This window comes from Streptomyces sp. NPDC096311 (genome assembly GCF_044763085.1).
GTDB lineage: Bacteria > Actinomycetota > Actinomycetes > Streptomycetales > Streptomycetaceae > Streptomyces.
The window spans coordinates 90,266-108,286 of the sequence record NZ_JBIWFN010000015.1; the positions used below are offsets into that span (position 1 = coordinate 90,266).

Consider the following 18,021-nt stretch of genomic DNA (forward strand, 5'->3'; position numbering starts at 1 on the left):
GGGGGCAGGGACGATCACCCGCCGGGGGTGACCCGGCAGCGGGCGGCGCGCGGGACGCTGACCCGGTGAAATCCGCGCACACCGTCCCGTCGGCGGTCCGGCGACAACCCGTTCGGCTGCGTCAGGACTCGACCGCGTGAGGAGGAGCCATGACCGAATCGCGTGGTCAGGCGCCGCGTACAGAGCCCGGGCCCAGGCCCGAAGAGACGGCCTCGCCACCGTCCGCCGACCCCGAGGAACTGCTGGCGGGACTCGGCCGCTCCTGGACCTGGATTCTGGGTTCGGCGATCTCGACGCTGGTGCCGGGCATCCTGGTGCTGGTGTGGCCGGACGAGACCCTGCACATCCTGGCGGTACTCATCGGTCTCTATCTGGTCGTGACCGGGGTGTTCCGCTTCGTGGCGGTCTTCGGCCGCGAGGAGCACGGCGAGCGGCTCCCCGGACTCCTGCTCTCGGTGCTGTTCGTCCTGGCCGGGGTGCTGTGCCTGAGGAACCCGCTGCAGACCATCGCCGCGCTCTCGCTGATCGTCGGCGTCGTCTGGCTCGCCTCCGGCATGCTGACCGCCTACACGGCCATCGCCATGAAGGCCCTCCCGCACCGTGGCGTCGTCTTCTGCGCCGCGGCGCTCGGCATCGTCGCGGGAGTCGTGGTGCTCGCCCTGCCGACCGAGTCCGCCCGCGCCCTGACCCGGCTGCTCGGCCTGTGGCTCGTACTGCTCGGCCTGATCGAACTCGTCCTCGCCTTCGCCTGGCGGGCCGCACTGCGCCGCGCACGCGCCGCGGACCCGTACGGCTCCCCTCAGTCGCCCTGAGACTCCGCGGGGACGTTCACCCGTCCCGGGTGAGGCCGGACGAACCTTGCCGTGCGCATGCTGAATCAGGTGGGACGACTGCCGGGCGAACGCCCGGGATGGAGGAGCGACATGAGCACACAGATGTACCTCGCGTACGACTACCCGCTGCTGAGCGTCTTCTGGAGCATGCTCTGGTTCTTCCTGTGGATCATGTGGTTCATCCTGCTCTTCCGGATCATCATCGACATCTTCCGCGACGACGAACTGGGTGGTTGGGCCAAGGCCGGCTGGCTCCTGTTCGTCATCCTCCTGCCCTTCCTGGGCGTCCTCGTCTACGTGATCGCCCGCGGCAAGAACATGGGGCGCCGAGAGGTGCATCAGGCCCGCGCGCAGCAGGAGGCCTTCGACTCCTACATCCGGCAGGCGGCGGGCGGCGGCACCAGCAGCGTCGACGAACTCGCCAAGCTGTCCGAGATCCGTGCCCGTGGCGACATCACGGACGAGGAGTTCCGCAGGGCGAAGGAACTCGTCCTGAGCGGTCAGGGCCCGGCCGGCGGCTCGGGCACCGCCGCCTCCGGCCAGTGAGCGCCGGACGAGGCGACGCCAGGCAGCACGATGTCACCAGGTAGCACGATGACGGCGGGACCGCTCACAGGTGGAGGGTGAACCAGGTGGTCTTGCCGTCGTCGGTGGGTCGTACGCCCCAGTCGTCGGCGAGCGCGCGGACGAGGACCAGTCCGCGCCCGGATTCGTCGTCCTCGGCCGCGAAGCGGGGCTGGGGCAACCGCGGGCTGTGGTCGCCGACTTCGACCGTCAGGTCCAGGGCGGTCCGGCACAGGTGCAGTCCGATGGGGCCCTGGGCGTGCTGAACGGCGTTGGTGAGGACTTCTGAGAGCAGCAGCCGCGCGTCGTCGGCCTTTGTGGCGCAGCCCCACGAGGTGAGGGCCTTGCTGAGGAAGGCTCGGCCCTCGGGGACGGAGTCGGGGACCGCCGGGAGGTCGAGGGAGACGGCGTCGAGCGGTGCGTCGGGCAGCCGGGTCAGCAGCAGGGTGACATCGTCGTTGTGGCCCTCGGCGTCGGGCAGCAAGGTGGTCAGGACGTGGTCGGCGGCCACCTCAAGGTCGGGGGCGGTGGCGAACAGGTCGCTCAGCGTGCCGGTGAGCTGGGAGAGCTGGTCCTCGATGTCGCTGCCGGGGGTTTCGATCAGTCCGTCGGTGTAGAGCACGAGGGTGGCGCCGGGCGGGATGACCGCACTGCACTGCTGGTAGAGGACGTCACCCACGCCGAGGGGCGCGTTGACGGGCGCGGGCAGCGCACGGGCGCCCTCGCCCGGGGTGGCCACCAGGGTGGGCAGATGTCCGGCGGAGCAGATCGTCACCGCGCCCGCGTCGGCCGCGATCACCAGGTAGCAGCAGGTGACCAGTTGGTCCGGGACGTCGAGGTCGGCGACGGCGGCGTCGAGGGCCTGCATGAGCTGGCGGGGCTGCATACCGGTCTTGGCCAGGGCGTGCGCGGCGGAACGCAACTGGCCCATGACGGCGGCGGCTTCCAGTCCGCGTCCCATCACGTCGCCGATCAGGACGCCGACGCGGCCGGCGCCCAGCGGGACCAGGTCGAACCAGTCGCCGCCCACCCCGGCCCCCTGGGTGGCGGGACGGTAGCGGCTGGCGGTCGTGAGACCGGGGATGGCGGGCGGAGTGCCCATCAGACTGCGCTGGAGGGTCAGCGCGATGTGCCGCTGTTGTTCGTAGAGCACGGTCAGCTCGGCTTCGGCCCGCTTGCGATCACTGATGTCGCGGACGATGGCACAGGCGCCGATGACCTCGCCGTCGGGGGAACGGGTCGGCCACAGGGTGATGTCGACGTCGAGGAGATCGCCGTGACGGGTGACCCGCAGTGTTTCGAAGTGCTCGATCCTTTCCCCGTTGCGCAACCGGTCCATGAGGAGGTCGATCTCGTGGCCGTGGTCGGGCGGGGCCAGCAGGGACACGTGCCGGCCCATGACCTGGGCGCGTGTGTACCCGTAGAGGCGCTGGGCGGCGGCGTTCCAGTAGGTGATGTGTCCGTCGAGGGTCTTGGCGAGGATCGCGTCCTGGGAGGACTCGACGAGCGCGGCCAGCTCGTTGATGCGTTCCTCGGCTGCCTTGCGGTCGCTGACGTCGCGGACGGCGGCGGAGACGAGGAGGCCGTCGGTGGTCTCCAGGGGGCTGAGGCTGATCTCGACAGGGAACTCGGTGCCGTCCTTGCGCAGGCCGTGCAGTTCGAGCCCGGCGCCCATGGGCCGCACCTGACGGTTGTCGGTGTAGCCGGTCCGGTGCGCGGTGTGGTGGGTTCGGAAGCGGTCGGGTACGAGCAAGTCCACTGTTCGGCCGAGGAGTTCCTCGCGGCCGTAGCCGAAGAGCGCTTCCGTTTGGGCGTTGACGAGTCTGATCGTTCCGGTGTCGTCCACGATCACCATGGCGTCCGGCGCCGCCTCCAGCAAGCCCCGGAACCGGTCCTCGGCCGCCTTGCGGTCGCTGACGTCGCGGACGGCGGCGGAGACGAGCAGGCCGTCGGTGGTCTCCAGGGGGCTGAGGCTGATCTCGACGGGGAACTCGGTGCCGTCCTTGCGCAGGCCGTGCAGTTCGAGCCCGGCGCCCATGGGCCGCACCTGACGATTTTCGGCGTAGCTGGAGCGGTGCAGTGAGTGGTGGGTTCGGAAGCGGTCGGGTACGAGCAAGTCCACTGATCGGCCGAGGAGTTCCTCGCGGCGGTAGCCGAAGAGCGCTTCGGTCTGGGCGTTGACGAGTGTGATCGTTCCGGTGTCGTCCACGATGATCATGGCGTCGGGCGCCGCTTCCAGGAGCCCCCGAAACCTGTCCTCGGCGCCTCCCGAACGGGCACCGCACTCCCCGCCACACAAGGTTGACGCCGTGCAGCCGGACGCCGAGTCCGGTGCGGCCGAAGCCGAACTGATCGTTTCTCCCACGTTCGCCCCCACGGACCCTTCGCCCCTCACGGACCCACCGCATGCGGTCGTTCGGGCCATCTCAGCGCACTTGGATCACGATCACTGGGGTATGTCTCATTCTGGCCATACCGCGGTCGATCGTGTCTGCGGTGAGCGCGGGCTACGTCCGTCTGCCGACATGTTCGGTCGTGAGTGGGCCCTGTCGGACCAGCGACCCCCGGGTCCGGCCGGGCGACGGTGGATCGGCCGTGCGCCGGGACGACCGTCGGGCGATGCTGAAGGGGGTGACGAAGGGAGCCCCATGTCCGAGCGCTCGGATGCGGCCGCCGGGGCGGGCCGACGCGATCTCGTGCGGCGGGCGGCTCCCGGCGTCGCCGTACTGGCCGGCTACCACCGTTCGTGGCTGCGCGGCGACCTGCTGGCCGGAGTGACCGTCGCGGCCTATCTCGTTCCGCAGGTCATGGCCTATGCGGGCCTCGCGGGACTGCCGCCGGTCGCGGGGCTGTGGGCGATCCTGCCCGCCCTGCTGCTGTACACCCCGCTGGGCTCGTCCCGGCTGCTGTCCGTGGGGCCCGAGTCGACCACCGCGCTGATGACCGCCACCGTGGTGGGGCCCCTCGCCGCGGGCGCCCCGGACCGGTACGCCGTACTCGCCGCCGGGCTCGCGGTCGTGGTCGGGGCGATGTTCCTGGTGGCGTGGGTGGCGCGACTGGGCTTCCTCGCCGACCTCCTGTCACGGCCGATCCTGGTCGGCTACCTGACCGGCGTGGCGCTCATCATCATCGTCGACCAGCTCCCCAAGCTGACCGGTGTCCGCACCTCGGGATCCGAGTTCTTTCCCCAACTGCTCTCCTTCGTGAGGAACCTGGGAGAAGCCCATCCCGCCACGGTGATCTTCTCCGTCGCGGCGATCGCGTTCCTTTTCGCGGTCGCGCGGTTCCTCCCCGGTGTCCCGGGCCCCCTGCTGGCCCTGGTGCTCGGCACGGCGGCCGTCGCGGTCTTCGGACTCGAGGACCACGGCATCGCCGTCATCGGCGCGGTACCGGCCGGGCTGCCGAGCCCCGGCCTGCCGACGCCGGGAGACCTGCCGCAACTGGTACTGCCGGCACTCGGCATGCTCCTGGTCGGCTATACCGACGTCATCCTGACCGCGCGCGCCTTCTCGGATCGCGGCGACGAACTCGACCCCAACCAGGAACTGTTGGCCCTGGGAGCCGCGAACCTGGGCGCGGGCGTGCTGCACGGCTTCCCAGTGAGCAGCAGCGCCAGCCGTACCGCGCTTGCGCACTCGGCCGGGGGCCGCAGCCAGGCGTACTCGCTCGTCGCCGGCGCGGTGGTCCTCGCCGTGTTGCTGTTCCTCAGCCCGCTCCTCGCGCACACGCCGTCGACCGTGCTGGGCGCCCTGGTCGTCTATGCCGGGGTCCGCATGATGGATCTGGCCGGGTTCCGGCGGCTGGCCGCCTTCCGACGCCGGGAGTTGCTCCTGGCCCTGGGCTGTCTGGCCGGAGTGCTGGCCCTGGACATCCTCTACGGCGTGATCGTGGCGGTCGGGCTCTCCGTCGCGGAGCTGCTCACCCGGGTGGCCCGCCCGCACGACGCGATCGAGGGTCTGGTGCCGGGACTGGCAGGCATGCACGACGTCGACGACTATCCACAGGCCCGCACGGTCCCCGGCCTGCTTGTCTACCGCTACGACTCGCCCCTGTTCTTCGCCAACGCCGAGGACTTCAAGAGACGGGCGCTGGCGGCGGTCGACCGACACGCAGGTCCTGTCGACTGGTTCGTCCTCAACACCGAGGCCAACGTCGAGGTGGACATCACCGCGCTCGACGCGGTCGACGCCCTGCGTCAGGAACTCCAGCAGCGTCACATCGTCTTCGCGCTCGCCCGCGTCAAACAGGACCTGCGCGACGACCTCGACGCCTTCGGGCTGACCGAGGCCATCGGCACCGACCGGATCTTCCCGACCCTGCCCACGGCCCTGGCCGCCTACCGGGAGTGGCTCCGGCGCGGCGGCCGCAACCTGGAGAGAGAGACGTAGTCGGCTTCCTCGAAGAGGCGTCGGGTAGCGCCGGTGCCCTTCGGCGTGGTCGTGCGGGACGAGCCCAACAGCCCCTGCGGACAGGGCCGCCCTCCCACGCTCGCCCCGCGGGTCCATAGGGCCGATCGGCCCCTTCCGGGGACCTGCGGCCCCTGCACCGCGAACCCCCACGACACGACGCTGGAAGAGGGATCGAGCGATCCCGGTCCAGGAGGTGGAGATCATGCCCCGCACCGTCACCGTAGGCCTCGACGGCTCGCCCGAGAGCCGTGTCGCCGCCGACTGGGCGGCCAGGGAGGCGAAGCTGCGCGGGCTGCCGTTGAAGCTGGTCAGCGTCTGGGAGCCCGCTCCGACCCCCATCGCCCAGGCCCCCCTGCTCGGCCCCGAGACCCACCAGCAGTGGAGCGAACGGATACCGCGTGAAGCGGCCGGGGAACTGCGGGCGGCCCACCCGGAGCTCGAGGTGCTCGTCGAGCAGGTCACCGGGCGGCCGGCCGAGGTGCTGACCGACGCCGCGAAGGACGCCGAACCGCTGGTCCTCGGATCCCGTGGCCTGAGCGGGATGGGCGGTTTCGTGGTCGGCTCCGTAGGCCTGGCCGTCGTGGCCCACGCCGAGGGTCCGGTCGTCCTCGTCCGGGCCGAAGGAGACACCTCGGACACCGACTCCGGCGTACCGGCCCCGCGACCCGTCGTGCTCGGGCTCGACACCACGGCCCCCGACGGCACCCTGATCGGCTTCGCCTTCGAGGCGGCCGTCCTGCGCGGTGCCTCCCTGCGTGTCGTCCACGGCTGGAACGAGCCGCCCTACATCGCGTACGGCATGCCCCCGGACCTGGAACTGAACGCCCAGATCGGAGCGGAGGAGGCCGTCGCCGTGAGCGAGGTGCTGCGGCCGTGGCGGCAGAAGTTCCCGACGGTGGACGTCGTCGAGGACTCCCTGTCCGGGAAGGCGGCCAACCACCTCGTGGATGCCTCCGCGGAGGCCTCCCTGGTCGTCGTCGGCCGCCGTATCCGCCGTTCGGCGCTCGGCGCCCACATCGGGCCGGTCACCCATGCCGTACTGCACCACGCCCGCGCCCCCGTCGCCGTGGTCCCGCACGACTGAGGCCCGGCATGACCGATCACCCGACGACACAGCCGATCAACCGACACGACTCACCATCAGGCGCGCCTCACCATCCGAGGAGAGACGCCCGTGAACGCGGCAGTCGTACGAGCGTGGAGGGAGACTTGTCGTGGTGGCGGTGCCCGCGCACGGGGCCATCCGGGTCATCCGCGAGTCCCGGCCCCTCGTCTCCGGCGAAGGACGGTGAGGACGGTGGAGCTGCCCCTGGTCGTGGGAGTCGACGGCTCGGAGCCCAGCCTGCGCGCCGTGGACTGGGCGACGGACGACGCCGCGCTGCGCGGCGCACCGCTGCGCCTGGTGTACGCGTCGCTGTGGGAGCGCTACGAGGGCGCCGCGCTCGCCGAGGGCCTCGACAGGTCCCCGGAGCAGGTGATGGCCGACAACATCGTCGAGGCCGCCGCGCGCCGGGCCCACCTCCGGGCCCCCGAGGTGACGGTCACCACCGACGTCCTGCCCGACGACGCGGCGAGCGTGCTGCTGAACGAGGCGCACACCGCCGCGGCGCTGGTCCTCGGGTCGCGCGGGCGCAGCGGCCTCGCCGAGCTGCTGCTCGGCTCGGTCAGCCTCACGGTCGCCGGCCGCGCCTCCTGCCCGGTGATCGTGCTGCGCGGCGACCAGGACTACCAGGCAGGGGCCAAGACGCACCGGCGTGTGGTCCTCGGAGTCGGCGAGGGACCACACGGCACGGCGGCCACCCGGTTCGCCTTCGAGGAGGCCGAGGTCCGCAAGGCCACCCTGGACGCCGTACGGGCCTGGCGCTGCCCGGCGTACGAGAGCGCCGACGAACCTCTGCTCGAGGGTGAACCGGCCCGTTTGCACGAGCAGCGGGCCGCGGAGATCATGGAGTCGGCGCTGAGCAAGGCCGCGGATGAGCATCCCGCGGTGGATCAGCACCGCAGGACCGCCGAGGGCAGCGCTCGCCGGATCCTGCTGGACGCCTCGGACGACGCCGACCTGCTGGTCGTCGGAGTCCGGCGCCACCACGGACTCCCCGGACTCCAGCTCGGCCGGGTCGCCCACAGGCTCCTGCACCATTCCACCTGCCCGGTCGCCGTCGTACCGCAACGGGGATGAGCGACTCAGAGGGTCGCCGCGTGGTCGGGGACATACGTCTGCAGATCGCGCGGCGGGCGCACATAGCCCGTCGACGGCGGCCGGGGCGGCAGTTCGAGAACCGGTGGCTTCACCTCGTGGTACGGAACGGAGCCGAGCAGGTGGGCGATCATGTTCAGGCGGGCCCGGCGCTTGTCGTCGCTCTCCACGATGTACCACGGCGCCTCCGAGACGTCCGTGTGCACCAGCATCTCGTCCTTGGCCCGGGAGTACGCCTCCCAGCGGGTGATCGACTCCAGGTCCATCGGGGACAGCTTCCAGCGCCGCGTGGGATCCTTCAGGCGGCGCCGGAACCGCTTCTGCTGCTCCGCGTCGCTCACCGAGAACCAGTACTTGCGCAGCAGGATCCCCTCCTCGACGAGCATCCGCTCGAAGATCGGGCACTGGCGAAGAAAGAGCTGGTGCTCCTCCTTCGTGCAGAAGCCCATCACCTGCTCGACGCCGGCGCGGTTGTACCAGCTCCGGTCGAACAGCACGATCTCCCCGGCGGCGGGCAGATGCTCGACATACCGCTGGAAGTACCACTGGGTGCGCTGGCGCTCGGTCGGCTTGGGCAGCGCCACGGTCCGTGCGATGCGCGGGTTGAGAAGCTCCGACACCCGCTTGATCGTGCCGCCCTTGCCCGCCGCGTCCCGGCCCTCGAAGACCACCACGAGCCGGGCGCCCTCGGTGCGCACCCACTCCTGAAGCTTCACCAGCTCCGTCTGCAGGCGCAGCAGCTCCCGCTCGTACGCCGCGACAGGCACCTTCGCCGCCTTCTCACCAGCCATGCCGCCTCCTCCGCTCGATCACGCACACCGATGCCACGCACCGCGACACGCCCTGCGACACGCCTCGTGACGCACCTCGATGACTTACGGAGTCACCATGCCCAAGGCCGAACCACCCAAGGTCGAACACCAGGACAGCACCGTACTGACCGACGAGGAACTGCGCACCCTGGACGCCCACTGGCGAGCCGCCAACTACCTTGCCGTGGGCCAGATCTACCTGCTCGCCAACCCGTTGCTGACCGAACCCCTGACCCCCGCGCACATCAAGCCGCGGCTGCTCGGCCACTGGGGCACCTCGCCCGGCCTCAACCTGGTGCACACGCACCTCAACCGGGTGATCAAGGCCCGTGGTCTGGAATCGCTGTGCGTGTGGGGGCCCGGACACGGCGGGCCCGCGGTCCTCGCCAACTCCTGGCTTGAGGGGACCTACAGCGAGACGTATCCGAGCGTCTCGCGGGACGCGGCCGGCATGGAGCGGCTGTTCCGGCAGTTCTCGTTCCCCGGCGGGGTGCCCAGCCATGTCGCGCCCGAGACCCCGGGCTCGATCCACGAGGGCGGTGAACTCGGCTACTCGCTGGCGCACGCCTACGGGGCCGCCTTCGACAACCCGGACCTGCTGGTCGCCTGCGTCATCGGTGACGGCGAGGCGGAGACGGGGCCGCTGGCCGCGTCCTGGCACTCCAACAAGTTCCTCGACCCGGTCCACGACGGCGCCGTGCTGCCGATCCTGCACCTCAACGGCTACAAGATCGCCAACCCGACCGTCCTGTCCCGGATCCCGGAGGCCGAACTCGACGAGCTGCTGCGCGGCTACGGCCACGACCCGATCCACGTCGCCGGCGACGACCCGCACGAGGTCCACCGTGCGATGGCGGACGCCTTCGACCGGGCTCTGGACAGCATCGCGCTGATGCAACGCACCGCCCGCGCGGACGGCGTGCCCGAGCGGGTGCGCTGGCCCATGATCGTGCTGCGCACCCCGAAGGGCTGGACGGGACCGGCGGCGGTCGACGGCGTCCCCGTCGAGGGCACCTGGCGCGCCCACCAGGTACCACTGGCCGCGGTCCGCGAGAACCCGGAACACCTGCGGCAGTTGGAGACCTGGCTGCGCTCGTACCGTCCCGAGGAACTCTTCGACGCCGAGGGGCGCCCCGTCGCCGACGTCCTCGCCGGCGTACCCGACGGCTCGAAGCGGCTCGGCGCCACCCCGCACGCCAACGGCGGCCTGCTCGTCCGTGATCTGCCCCTCCCGTCCCTCGACCGCTACGCCGTTCCCGTCGACAAGCCGGGCGCCACCCTGCACGAGCCCACCCGGGTTCTCGGCGACCTCCTCGAACAGGTCATGAAGGACACCTCCCGACGCCGGGACTTCCGGCTGGTGGGCCCCGACGAGACCGCCTCCAACCGGCTGGGAGCCGTCTTCGGCGCCACCGGCAAGGCCTGGCAGGCCCAGACCCTCCAGGTGGACGAGCACCTGGACCGGCACGGCCGGGTGATGGAGATCCTCTCCGAACACCTCTGCCAGGGCTGGCTGGAGGGCTACACGCTGACCGGCCGACACGGGTTGTTCTCCTGCTACGAGGCGTTCGTGCACATCGTCGACTCGATGGTCAACCAGCACATCAAGTGGCTGAAGACGTCGAGGGAGCTGGCGTGGCGCGCCCCGATCGCTTCCCTCAACTACCTGCTCACCTCGCACGTCTGGCGCCAGGACCACAACGGCTTCTCGCACCAGGACCCCGGCTTCGTCGACCACGTCCTCAACAAGAGCCCCGAGGTCGTACGGGTCTATCTGCCGCCGGACGCCAACACCCTGCTGTCGGTGGCGGACCACGTGCTGCGCAGCCGCGACTACGTCAACGTCGTCGTCGCGGGCAAGCAGCCCTGCTTCGACTGGCTCTCCATGGACCAGGCCCGCGACCACTGCGCCCGCGGCGCCGGGATCTGGGAGTGGGCGGGCTCGGCGAACGGGGACCGTGAACCGGACGTCGTCCTCGCCTGCGCGGGTGACGTCCCCACCCAGGAGATCCTGGCCGCCTCCGACCTGCTCCGACGCCATCTGCCCGAGCTGGCCGTCCGTGTCGTCAACGTCGTCGACATGACCCGGCTGCTGCCGCGCGATGAACACCCGCACGGGATGCGCGACTTCGAGTACGACGGGCTGTTCACCACCGGCACACCGGTGATCTTCGCCTACCACGGCTACCCCTGGCTGATCCACCGGCTCGCCTACCGCCGCGCCGGCCACGCCCACCTGCACGTACGCGGCTACAAGGAGATGGGCACCACCACGACCCCGTTCGACATGGTCGTCCGCAACGACATGGACCGCTACCGGCTCGTCATGGACGTGATCGACCGCGTCCCCGGCCTCGGCGTCCGCGCCGCCGCCGTCCGTCAGCAGATGGCCGACGTCCGCAGCCGCCACCGCACCTGGATCCGCGAGCACGGCACCGACCTGCCCGAAGTCGCCGACTGGACCTGGAGCGGCTGAGCCCCCACCCCGCACCGGCCGGCATTCCGCACCGGCCGTTATCCCGCACCCCGTAAGGGAGTTCAACACCATGACCGTACGCATCGGCATCGACACGATGACGGCCGACGACCGATGAGCGCGGAGCCGAACGGCATGGCCCGCGTACCTCGCGCGCTGCGCGGGACGCGGGCCGTGGTCCTCGACACCGACGGCGTCGTCACGGACTCCGCGCGGCTGCACGCCGCCGCGTGGAAGACGGCCTTCGACGCCTTCCTGCGTCCACGCGGCGAGCGCCCCTTCGACCCGCACGAGGACTATCTGCGCCACGTCGACGGCAAGTCACGCCTGGACGGAACCGCGGCCTTCCTCGAAGCCCGGGGGCTGCGGCCCTCCGACGCGGAGATCCGGGCCGTCGCCGCCCACAAGGAACGGCTGTTCACCGAGCAACTGCGCGCCGGGCGCGTCGATGCCTACCCGGGCACGGTCCGCCTGCTGCGGGCGTTGCGGTCCACCGGGATCCCGCTGGCCGCGGCCTCCGCCTCCCGGCACGCGGGCGAACTCCTCGAACGGGCGGGAGTACGCGGTCTCTTCGACGTTCTCGTGGACGGAGGGGAGGCGGCCCGGCTCGGTCTGCCCGGCAAGCCCGACCCCGCTCTCTTCCTGGAAGCGGCCCGCCGCCTCGGGGTCCCCGCCGAACAGGCCGCCGTCGTCGAGGACGCCCTCGCCGGAGTCGAGGCCGGGCGACGCGGCGGATTCGGACTCGTCGTGGGCGTCGACCGCGCCCGCACCCCGGCCACCCGGACCGCCCTGTTGGAACACGGCGCGGACCTGGTGGTCGAGGACCTCGCGGAGCTGCTCACACAGAAGGAGGACTGAGGGTGTCCGACTGGACCTGGGCGTACGAAGGCTACGAGCCCGCGCAGGAGCGGCTGCGCGAGGCGCTGTGCACCCTCGGCAACGGCTACTTCGCCACCCGGGGCGCGGCTCCCGAGTGCGCGGCGGACCCCGTCCACTACCCGGGCACGTACGCGGCGGGCTGCTACAACCGCCTCACCTCGGACGTGGCCGGACACCGGGTCGAGAACGAGGACATGGTCAACCTCCCCAACTGGCTGCCACTTCGCGTGCGCACCCCCTCCGGGAACTGGCTCACGCCGGACACCCACCAGCTCCTCGACCACCGCCAGACCCTGGATCTGCACGCGGGCACGCTGGAACGCTCACTGCGCTACGAGTACGTCGAGGACGGTGTGAGCCGGCACCTCACCGTGCGGCAGGTGCGCCTTGTCCACATGGCCGACCCTCATCTGGCCCTGCTGCGCACGGAGTTGACGGCTCAGGGCTGGTCCGGGCAGATCGAGGTCGAGACGGCGCTCGACGGGAGGGTCGCCAACACCGGAGTGGAGCGCTACCGCTCCCTCGCCTCCCGGCACCTCACGGACGTCCGGACCGGCACCGCGGCGCCGGACACGATCTGGCTGGAGTGCCGGACCAGCACCTCCGACATCAGGATCGGCCTGGCGGCCCGCACGGTCACCGACGTACCCGCCCGGACCGTGGACGCACACGAGGACGCGCGGGCGGCTCGGCTGCTGCGGCTCACCCTGGCCGACGGCCGGACGGTCACGGTCGACAAGACCGTCGCCCTGCACACCTCCCACGACCCGGCCATCGAGGAGCCGGCGCACGCCGCCCTCGACCGGGTCGGCCGCGCCCCGGACTTCGCGGCCCTGCTGGACTCCCATCGCACGGCCTGGCAACAGCTGTGGCGCAACGCCGAGTTGGACGTGCCGAACAGTGCGGGCCCGGTGCTGCGACTGCACCTCTTCCACCTGCTCCAGACGCTCTCCCCGCACACCGCGGAGCTGGACGTCGGCGTGCCGGCGCGCGGTCTGCACGGCGAGGCCTACCGCGGACACGTCTTCTGGGACGAGCTGTTCGTCCTGCCGTACCTCAACCTGCACTTCCCCGAGGTCTCGCGCGCCCTGCTCACCTACCGCCACCGCCGCCTCGAGCAGGCCTGCCGGGCCGCCGTCGACGCCGGGCACACCGGCGCGATGTACCCGTGGCAGAGCGGCAGCGACGGCCGGGAGGAGACCCAGCAACTGCACCTCAACCCGCGCTCGGGGCGCTGGCTGCCCGACCACTCGCGGCTCCAGCACCACGTCGGCTCGGCGATCGCGTACAACGTGTGGCAGTACTGCGAGGCGAGCGGCGACACCGAGTTCCTGCACACCAAGGGCATCGAGATGCTCGTGCAGATCGCCCGCTTCTGGGCCGGCCTCGCGGCGTACGACGGGACGCTCGGCCGGTACCGGATCCGTGGCGTCGTCGGGCCCGACGAGTACCACGACGCCTACCCCGGCGCCGAGCGGCCGGGACTCGACGACAACGCGTACACCAACGTCACCGCGGCCTGGGTGATCGCCCGCACCCTCGATGTCCTCTACGACCTGCCCGAACTGCCGCGCCGGGACCTCTGCGAGCGCACCGGCCTCGACGCGGCCGAACTCGACGGCTGGCAGGAGGTCTCCCGGAAGCTGTACGTGCCCTTCCACGCCGGGGTGATCAGCCAGTTCGAGGGCTTCGGCGCGCTGGAGGAGCTGGACTGGGACGGCTACCGGACCCGCTACGGCGACATCCGGCGGCTCGACCGGATCCTGGAGGCCGAGGGCGACAGCGTCAACCGCTACCAGGCGTCCAAGCAGGCGGACGTCCTGATGCTGGGCTACCTCTTCTCGCCCGCCGAGCTCGGCGGGCTCTTCCGCAGGCTGGGGCACGAGGTGGACGACACCGTCTGGCGGCGCACCGTCGACCACTACCTGCGCCGCACGAGTCACGGCTCGACGTTGAGCAGCCTGGTGCACGGGTGGGTGCTGGCCCGCGCACGGCGCGCGGAGGCGTGGACGTTCGTACACGAGGCCCTGGCCGGGGACGTCGCCGATCTGCAGGGCGGCACCACGGGGGAGGGCATCCACCTTGGTGCCATGGCCGGCACCCTCGATCTCGTCCAGCGCTGCCTGACCGGTCTGGAGACCCGGGGCGGCGCGCTGCGGTTCGATCCGGTGCCGCTGCCGGAGTTCTCCGAGTACGGCTTCGCCATCCGCTACCGGGGCCATCGTGGCGTACAACTGCACCTGACCGCAGACCAGTTGATGCTGGCAGTGCCCGCCTCCGACCAGGACCCGATCGACGTCGCCCTCGCGGGCCGCACCGTGTCCGTAGCGCCCGGGGAGTCCTGCACTCTCACCCTGCCGGACCAGTGACCGGACGGTCCTGCGGGTCGCCAGGCAGTACGGTGAGGGCAGGCGGACTGGTGTGCGGCCTCTTGTCCGCCGAATGGGCCGGAGGAAGCGATGGGCGCGGACACACGCGGGGGATCCGAGCAGCATCTGCCCAAGCTTCGGCTCGACGAGCTGCTGGGCGAGCTGCAGGTGCGCATCGACGCCGTCCGCGGCACTCGGGACCGCCTGCACAGCCTGTTGGAGGCCGTCCTGTCGGTCGGACGGGAGCTGGACCTGCCCCAGGTACTGCGCGGCATCGTCGAGGCCGCCGTCGTCCTGGTGGACGCCGAGTACGGGGCGCTGGGCGTGATCGGTGGCGACCGGAAGCTGTCCGCGTTCATCACCGTCGGCATCGACGACGAGCGGCGGTCCGAGATCGGGGCGCTGCCCAGCGGGCACGGACTCCTCGGCGAGCTGATCCGGCACCCGGTGCCCCTGAGGCTGCCGGAGCTCTCCGAGCACCCCGAGTCGTACGGCCTCCCCGCCCACCATCCGCCGATGCACACCTTCCTCGGCGTACCGATCCGGGTGCGGGACGAGGTGTTCGGGAACCTGTACCTCACCGAGAAGCGCGACGGGCGGGAGTTCGACGCGGAGGACGAGTCCGTCCTGGCGACGCTGGCCGTGGCCGCCGGCGTCGCCATCGAGAACGCGCGGCTGTACGAGGAGACCAGGCTCCGCGAACGATGGCAGCGGGCCAGCGGGAAGGTCACCAGCGTCCTGCTGACCGGCGCGCCGGGCGCGGAGGTGCTGGAGCTGATCGTCGACGAGGCGCGGAAGATCGTCTCCGCGGACATGGGGCTGATCGCGGAGCGCGTGGCGGGCGAAGAGGAGCTACGGCCGGCGCTGGCCGTGGGGCTCGGCGCGGCGGAGCGCGGTGGTCTGGTGATGTCGGCCAGGGGCGGTTTCGTCGGAGCCGCGCTCAGCTCCGCGGAGCCGGTGGTCAGCGCCGACATCGAACACGATCCCCGTGTGGGCGAGGGCGAAGCCCAGTGGGCCGGGCTCGGACCCGTCGTCGCGGTGCCGCTCGGTACCAGTGGCAAGGCGCGGGGCGTGCTGCTGCTGGGGCGGTTGCGGGGCGGCACACCGTTCGGCGACGCGGACACCGGACCGCTGCTCGGGTTCGCCGACCAGGCGGCACTGGCGCTGGAGCTGGCCGAGCGACGGCGGGACGCGGAGCAGATCGCGTTGCTCCAGGACCGCGACCGCATCGCCCGGGACCTGCACGACCTCGCCATCCAGCGGCTCTTCGCGGCAGGCATGACACTGCAGAGCGCCCAGCGCTTCATGGAGCATGCCGAGGGCATGGAGAGGCTGACACGGACTGTCGACGACCTCGACGACACCATCAAGATCATCCGGTCCACGATCTTCGGCCTGCGGACGCACGGCGGGGCCGGCCGGGACGGCAACCGTCTGCGCGGCCGGGTCTCCGAGGCGGTCACGGCCTCGGCCACGTCGTTCGGGTTCGCGCCCGCGCTGCGGATCGAGGGGCTCGTCGAGACCGAAGTCCCCGGCGACATCGCCGACCACGCTGTCGCGGTGCTCGGCGAGGCGCTGAGCAACGCGGCCCGGCACTCCGGGGCGCACGCCGTGGACGTCCGGCTCCAGTGCGCCGGTGGCGAGTTGACGCTCACCGTGACGGACGACGGCTGTGGAGTGCCGGCCGACGTGCGGCGCAGCGGCCTGAAGAACATGGAGGACCGGGCCACCGCCCTCGGGGGCGTACTGACGCTCGGCGAACGGCCCGGGGGCGGTGGTACACGGCTGGTGTGGCGGGTACCGGTGAGCGCACCCGGCGCGGACCCGCGGGGCGGTCCCGCGCATGGCTGAGACTGCCGGCGACCTGTGCGTCCGGTGTTCTGCGGCTGCGGCTGCGGCTGCGGGTGAGGGTGCTGGGGGCCGGCCGCGCCGTTCCCTGCGGCGCTGAAGAGGTGTTCCCTGGGGTCAGCGGCTCTGGTGGCTGGCGGTGCCGGGGTGCTCCAGCTGGCTGGCCAGGACCGCCGCCTGCACCCTGCGCTGGACGCCGAGTTTGGCCAGCAGCCGGGAGATGTGGTTCTTCACCGTCTTCTCGGACAAGTACAGCTTCTGGCCGATCTCACGGTTGGTGAGCCCGTCCCCGATCAGCGCGAGGATGTCGCGCTCGCGGGGCGAGAGGCCGGCGAGTTCGGGAGCGAGGGCCGGGGCCTCGGTGGGGTCCGCGCGCAACGACCGCATCAGCCGGGCGGTCGTCGTGGGGTCCAGCATCGACTGACCGGAAGCCACGGTGCGTACCGCCGAGACCAGATCCGAGCCCTTGATCTGCTTGAGCACATAGCCCGACGCTCCGGCCATGATCGCGTCGAGCAGGGCCTCCTCGTCGTCGAACGACGTCAGCATCAGACAGGCCAGCTCCGGCATCTGGCTGCGCAGCTCCCGGCAGACGCTGATCCCGTCCCCGTCCGGCAGGCGTACGTCCAGGACGGCCACGTGCGGTCGCAGCGCCGGGCCGCGCACCAGCGCGTGCTCGACGCTGCCCGCGTCGCCGACCACCGAGATGTCCGGCTCGGCGTCCAGGAGATCGGTCAGACCGCGGCGCACCACCTCGTGGTCGTCCAGCAGGAAGACCCGGATCGGGTTCTGTTCCGTGAAGGTGCGCGCCTCGGCCATGACGACCCCTTGTTCGGTTTCAGTACCGGACTGTGGACCACGAGCCCGCTGTGACGACGATCATCACCCTCCGGGGCCGAAGTCACTAGGGCCGACCGGCCCAACTCGACCGCGGCCGTCGCATCGGCCCCGGGTCACCGCGCAGGTCCGCGGGCCGGTCCCGTGACCTCGAACTCCACGTCCACCACCCCTTCGACGGCCCGCACCAGGCGCGCCGCCACGGGCACCAACGAGGTGTCCCGGACACGCCCGGCGAGAGTGACGACCCCGTCGTGCACCTGTACCCGCACCGGTGACGACGGCGCACGGAACAGATACGACACCACCTCGCGGCGCACTTCCTCGGCGATGTCCTCGTCGTCCCGCAGGAACACCTTCAGAAGGTCGCCGCGGCTGACGACTCCTTCGAGCAGGCCCCTGTCGTCGACGACGGGCAACCGCTTGACCTTGGCGTGCGCCATCGTCCGTGCGGCCTGCGCGAGAGTCGCGTTCGCCCGGACGGTGAATGCCGGGGCCGTCATCAGGTCCTCGGCGGTCACGGCGCCGGCCTTGGCGAGATCGGAGAGCCGCCGCAGCTGCGTGTACCGGTCCGGATCGCTGTCGCGGAACTCCTCCTTGGGGAGCAGATCGGCCTCGGAGACCACTCCGATCACCCGGCCCTCGCCCTCCAGGACGGGCAGGGCACTGACCTTCCACTGTTCCATCAACCGCACGATCTCCTTGAAGTTCGCCTTACGGCCGACGGCGGCGACGGTGTGGGTCATCACGTCGCTGACGACGTGCGGGCTGCCGTGCACGGTGACTCCTCGGTGGTT

At 71.3% G+C, this 18,021-nt stretch carries 13 protein-coding genes; 9 read left to right on the plus strand and 4 right to left on the minus strand.

Translation table 11 applies throughout. The features are described 5' to 3' along the window. Positions 1 to 149: 149 nt before the first annotated feature. Both ACIRA5_RS33860 and ACIRA5_RS33865 read left to right on the plus strand, forming a co-directional pair. Complete coding sequence (locus ACIRA5_RS33860; RefSeq protein ID WP_403697402.1) at positions 150 to 812, plus strand: HdeD family acid-resistance protein; 663 nt, start codon at positions 150 to 152, stop codon at positions 810 to 812. A gap of 111 nt (positions 813 to 923) precedes the next feature. Then, on the plus strand, positions 924 to 1,379 hold the full coding sequence (locus tag ACIRA5_RS33865) for an SHOCT domain-containing protein (protein ID WP_403697405.1): 456 nt from the start codon (positions 924 to 926) through the stop codon (positions 1,377 to 1,379). 64 nt (positions 1,380 to 1,443) lie between these two features. Here the strand turns inward: ACIRA5_RS33865 and ACIRA5_RS33870 are convergent, their stop codons facing one another. Beyond that, positions 1,444 to 3,696 (minus strand): PAS domain S-box protein, encoded by a 2,253-nt coding sequence (locus ACIRA5_RS33870; RefSeq protein WP_403697753.1) that lies wholly within the window; start codon positions 3,694 to 3,696, stop codon positions 1,444 to 1,446. 349 nt (positions 3,697 to 4,045) lie between these two features. Between ACIRA5_RS33870 and ACIRA5_RS33875 the strand changes: the two genes are divergently transcribed. The 3 genes from ACIRA5_RS33875 (at position 4,046) to ACIRA5_RS33885 (ending at position 7,985) form a co-directional block, all read left to right on the plus strand. After that, positions 4,046 to 5,785: a SulP family inorganic anion transporter gene (locus ACIRA5_RS33875; protein ID WP_403697407.1), complete on the plus strand. Its 1,740-nt coding sequence runs from the start codon at positions 4,046 to 4,048 to the stop codon at positions 5,783 to 5,785. 223 nt (positions 5,786 to 6,008) lie between these two features. Continuing rightward, the gene (locus ACIRA5_RS33880; RefSeq protein ID WP_403697410.1) at positions 6,009 to 6,890 is read left to right on the plus strand and encodes a universal stress protein; all 882 of its coding nucleotides are present in this window, start codon (positions 6,009 to 6,011) and stop codon (positions 6,888 to 6,890) included. A 213-nt stretch (positions 6,891 to 7,103) separates the two neighbouring features. Next, positions 7,104 to 7,985 (plus strand): universal stress protein, encoded by an 882-nt coding sequence (locus ACIRA5_RS33885; RefSeq protein ID WP_403697413.1) that lies wholly within the window; start codon positions 7,104 to 7,106, stop codon positions 7,983 to 7,985. Positions 7,986 to 7,990: 5 nt separating this feature from the next. Here the strand turns inward: ACIRA5_RS33885 and ppk2 are convergent, their stop codons facing one another. Beyond that, positions 7,991 to 8,794, minus strand: coding sequence for a polyphosphate kinase 2 (gene ppk2 / locus ACIRA5_RS33890; RefSeq protein WP_403697416.1), 804 nt, complete (start codon positions 8,792 to 8,794; stop codon positions 7,991 to 7,993). A gap of 97 nt (positions 8,795 to 8,891) precedes the next feature. On the opposite strand from ppk2, the gene ACIRA5_RS33895 reads away from it, so the two are divergent. The 4 genes from ACIRA5_RS33895 (at position 8,892) to ACIRA5_RS33910 (ending at position 16,390) form a co-directional block, all read left to right on the plus strand. Beyond that, the gene (locus ACIRA5_RS33895; protein ID WP_403697419.1) at positions 8,892 to 11,291 is read left to right on the plus strand and encodes a phosphoketolase; all 2,400 of its coding nucleotides are present in this window, start codon (positions 8,892 to 8,894) and stop codon (positions 11,289 to 11,291) included. 135 nt (positions 11,292 to 11,426) lie between these two features. Further along, entirely contained in the window at positions 11,427 to 12,149 is a 723-nt protein-coding gene (locus ACIRA5_RS33900) for an HAD family hydrolase (protein ID WP_403697422.1), read from the plus strand. A 2-nt stretch (positions 12,150 to 12,151) separates the two neighbouring features. Beyond that, positions 12,152 to 14,539, plus strand: a complete 2,388-nt coding sequence (locus ACIRA5_RS33905; RefSeq protein WP_403697425.1) for a glycoside hydrolase family 65 protein — start codon at positions 12,152 to 12,154, stop codon at positions 14,537 to 14,539. 90 nt (positions 14,540 to 14,629) lie between these two features. Further along, on the plus strand, positions 14,630 to 16,390 hold the full coding sequence (locus ACIRA5_RS33910) for a GAF domain-containing protein (RefSeq protein WP_403697427.1): 1,761 nt from the start codon (positions 14,630 to 14,632) through the stop codon (positions 16,388 to 16,390). 114 nt (positions 16,391 to 16,504) lie between these two features. Here ACIRA5_RS33910 and ACIRA5_RS33915 read toward each other — a convergent pair whose 3' ends face one another. Together ACIRA5_RS33915 and ACIRA5_RS33920 are read right to left on the minus strand one after the other, a co-directional pair. Continuing rightward, entirely contained in the window at positions 16,505 to 17,206 is a 702-nt protein-coding gene (locus ACIRA5_RS33915) for a response regulator (RefSeq protein WP_403697429.1), read from the minus strand. Between the two features lie 134 nt (positions 17,207 to 17,340). Continuing rightward, positions 17,341 to 18,003, minus strand: coding sequence for a CBS domain-containing protein (locus ACIRA5_RS33920; RefSeq protein ID WP_403697755.1), 663 nt, complete (start codon positions 18,001 to 18,003; stop codon positions 17,341 to 17,343). Positions 18,004 to 18,021 lie beyond the last annotated feature (18 nt).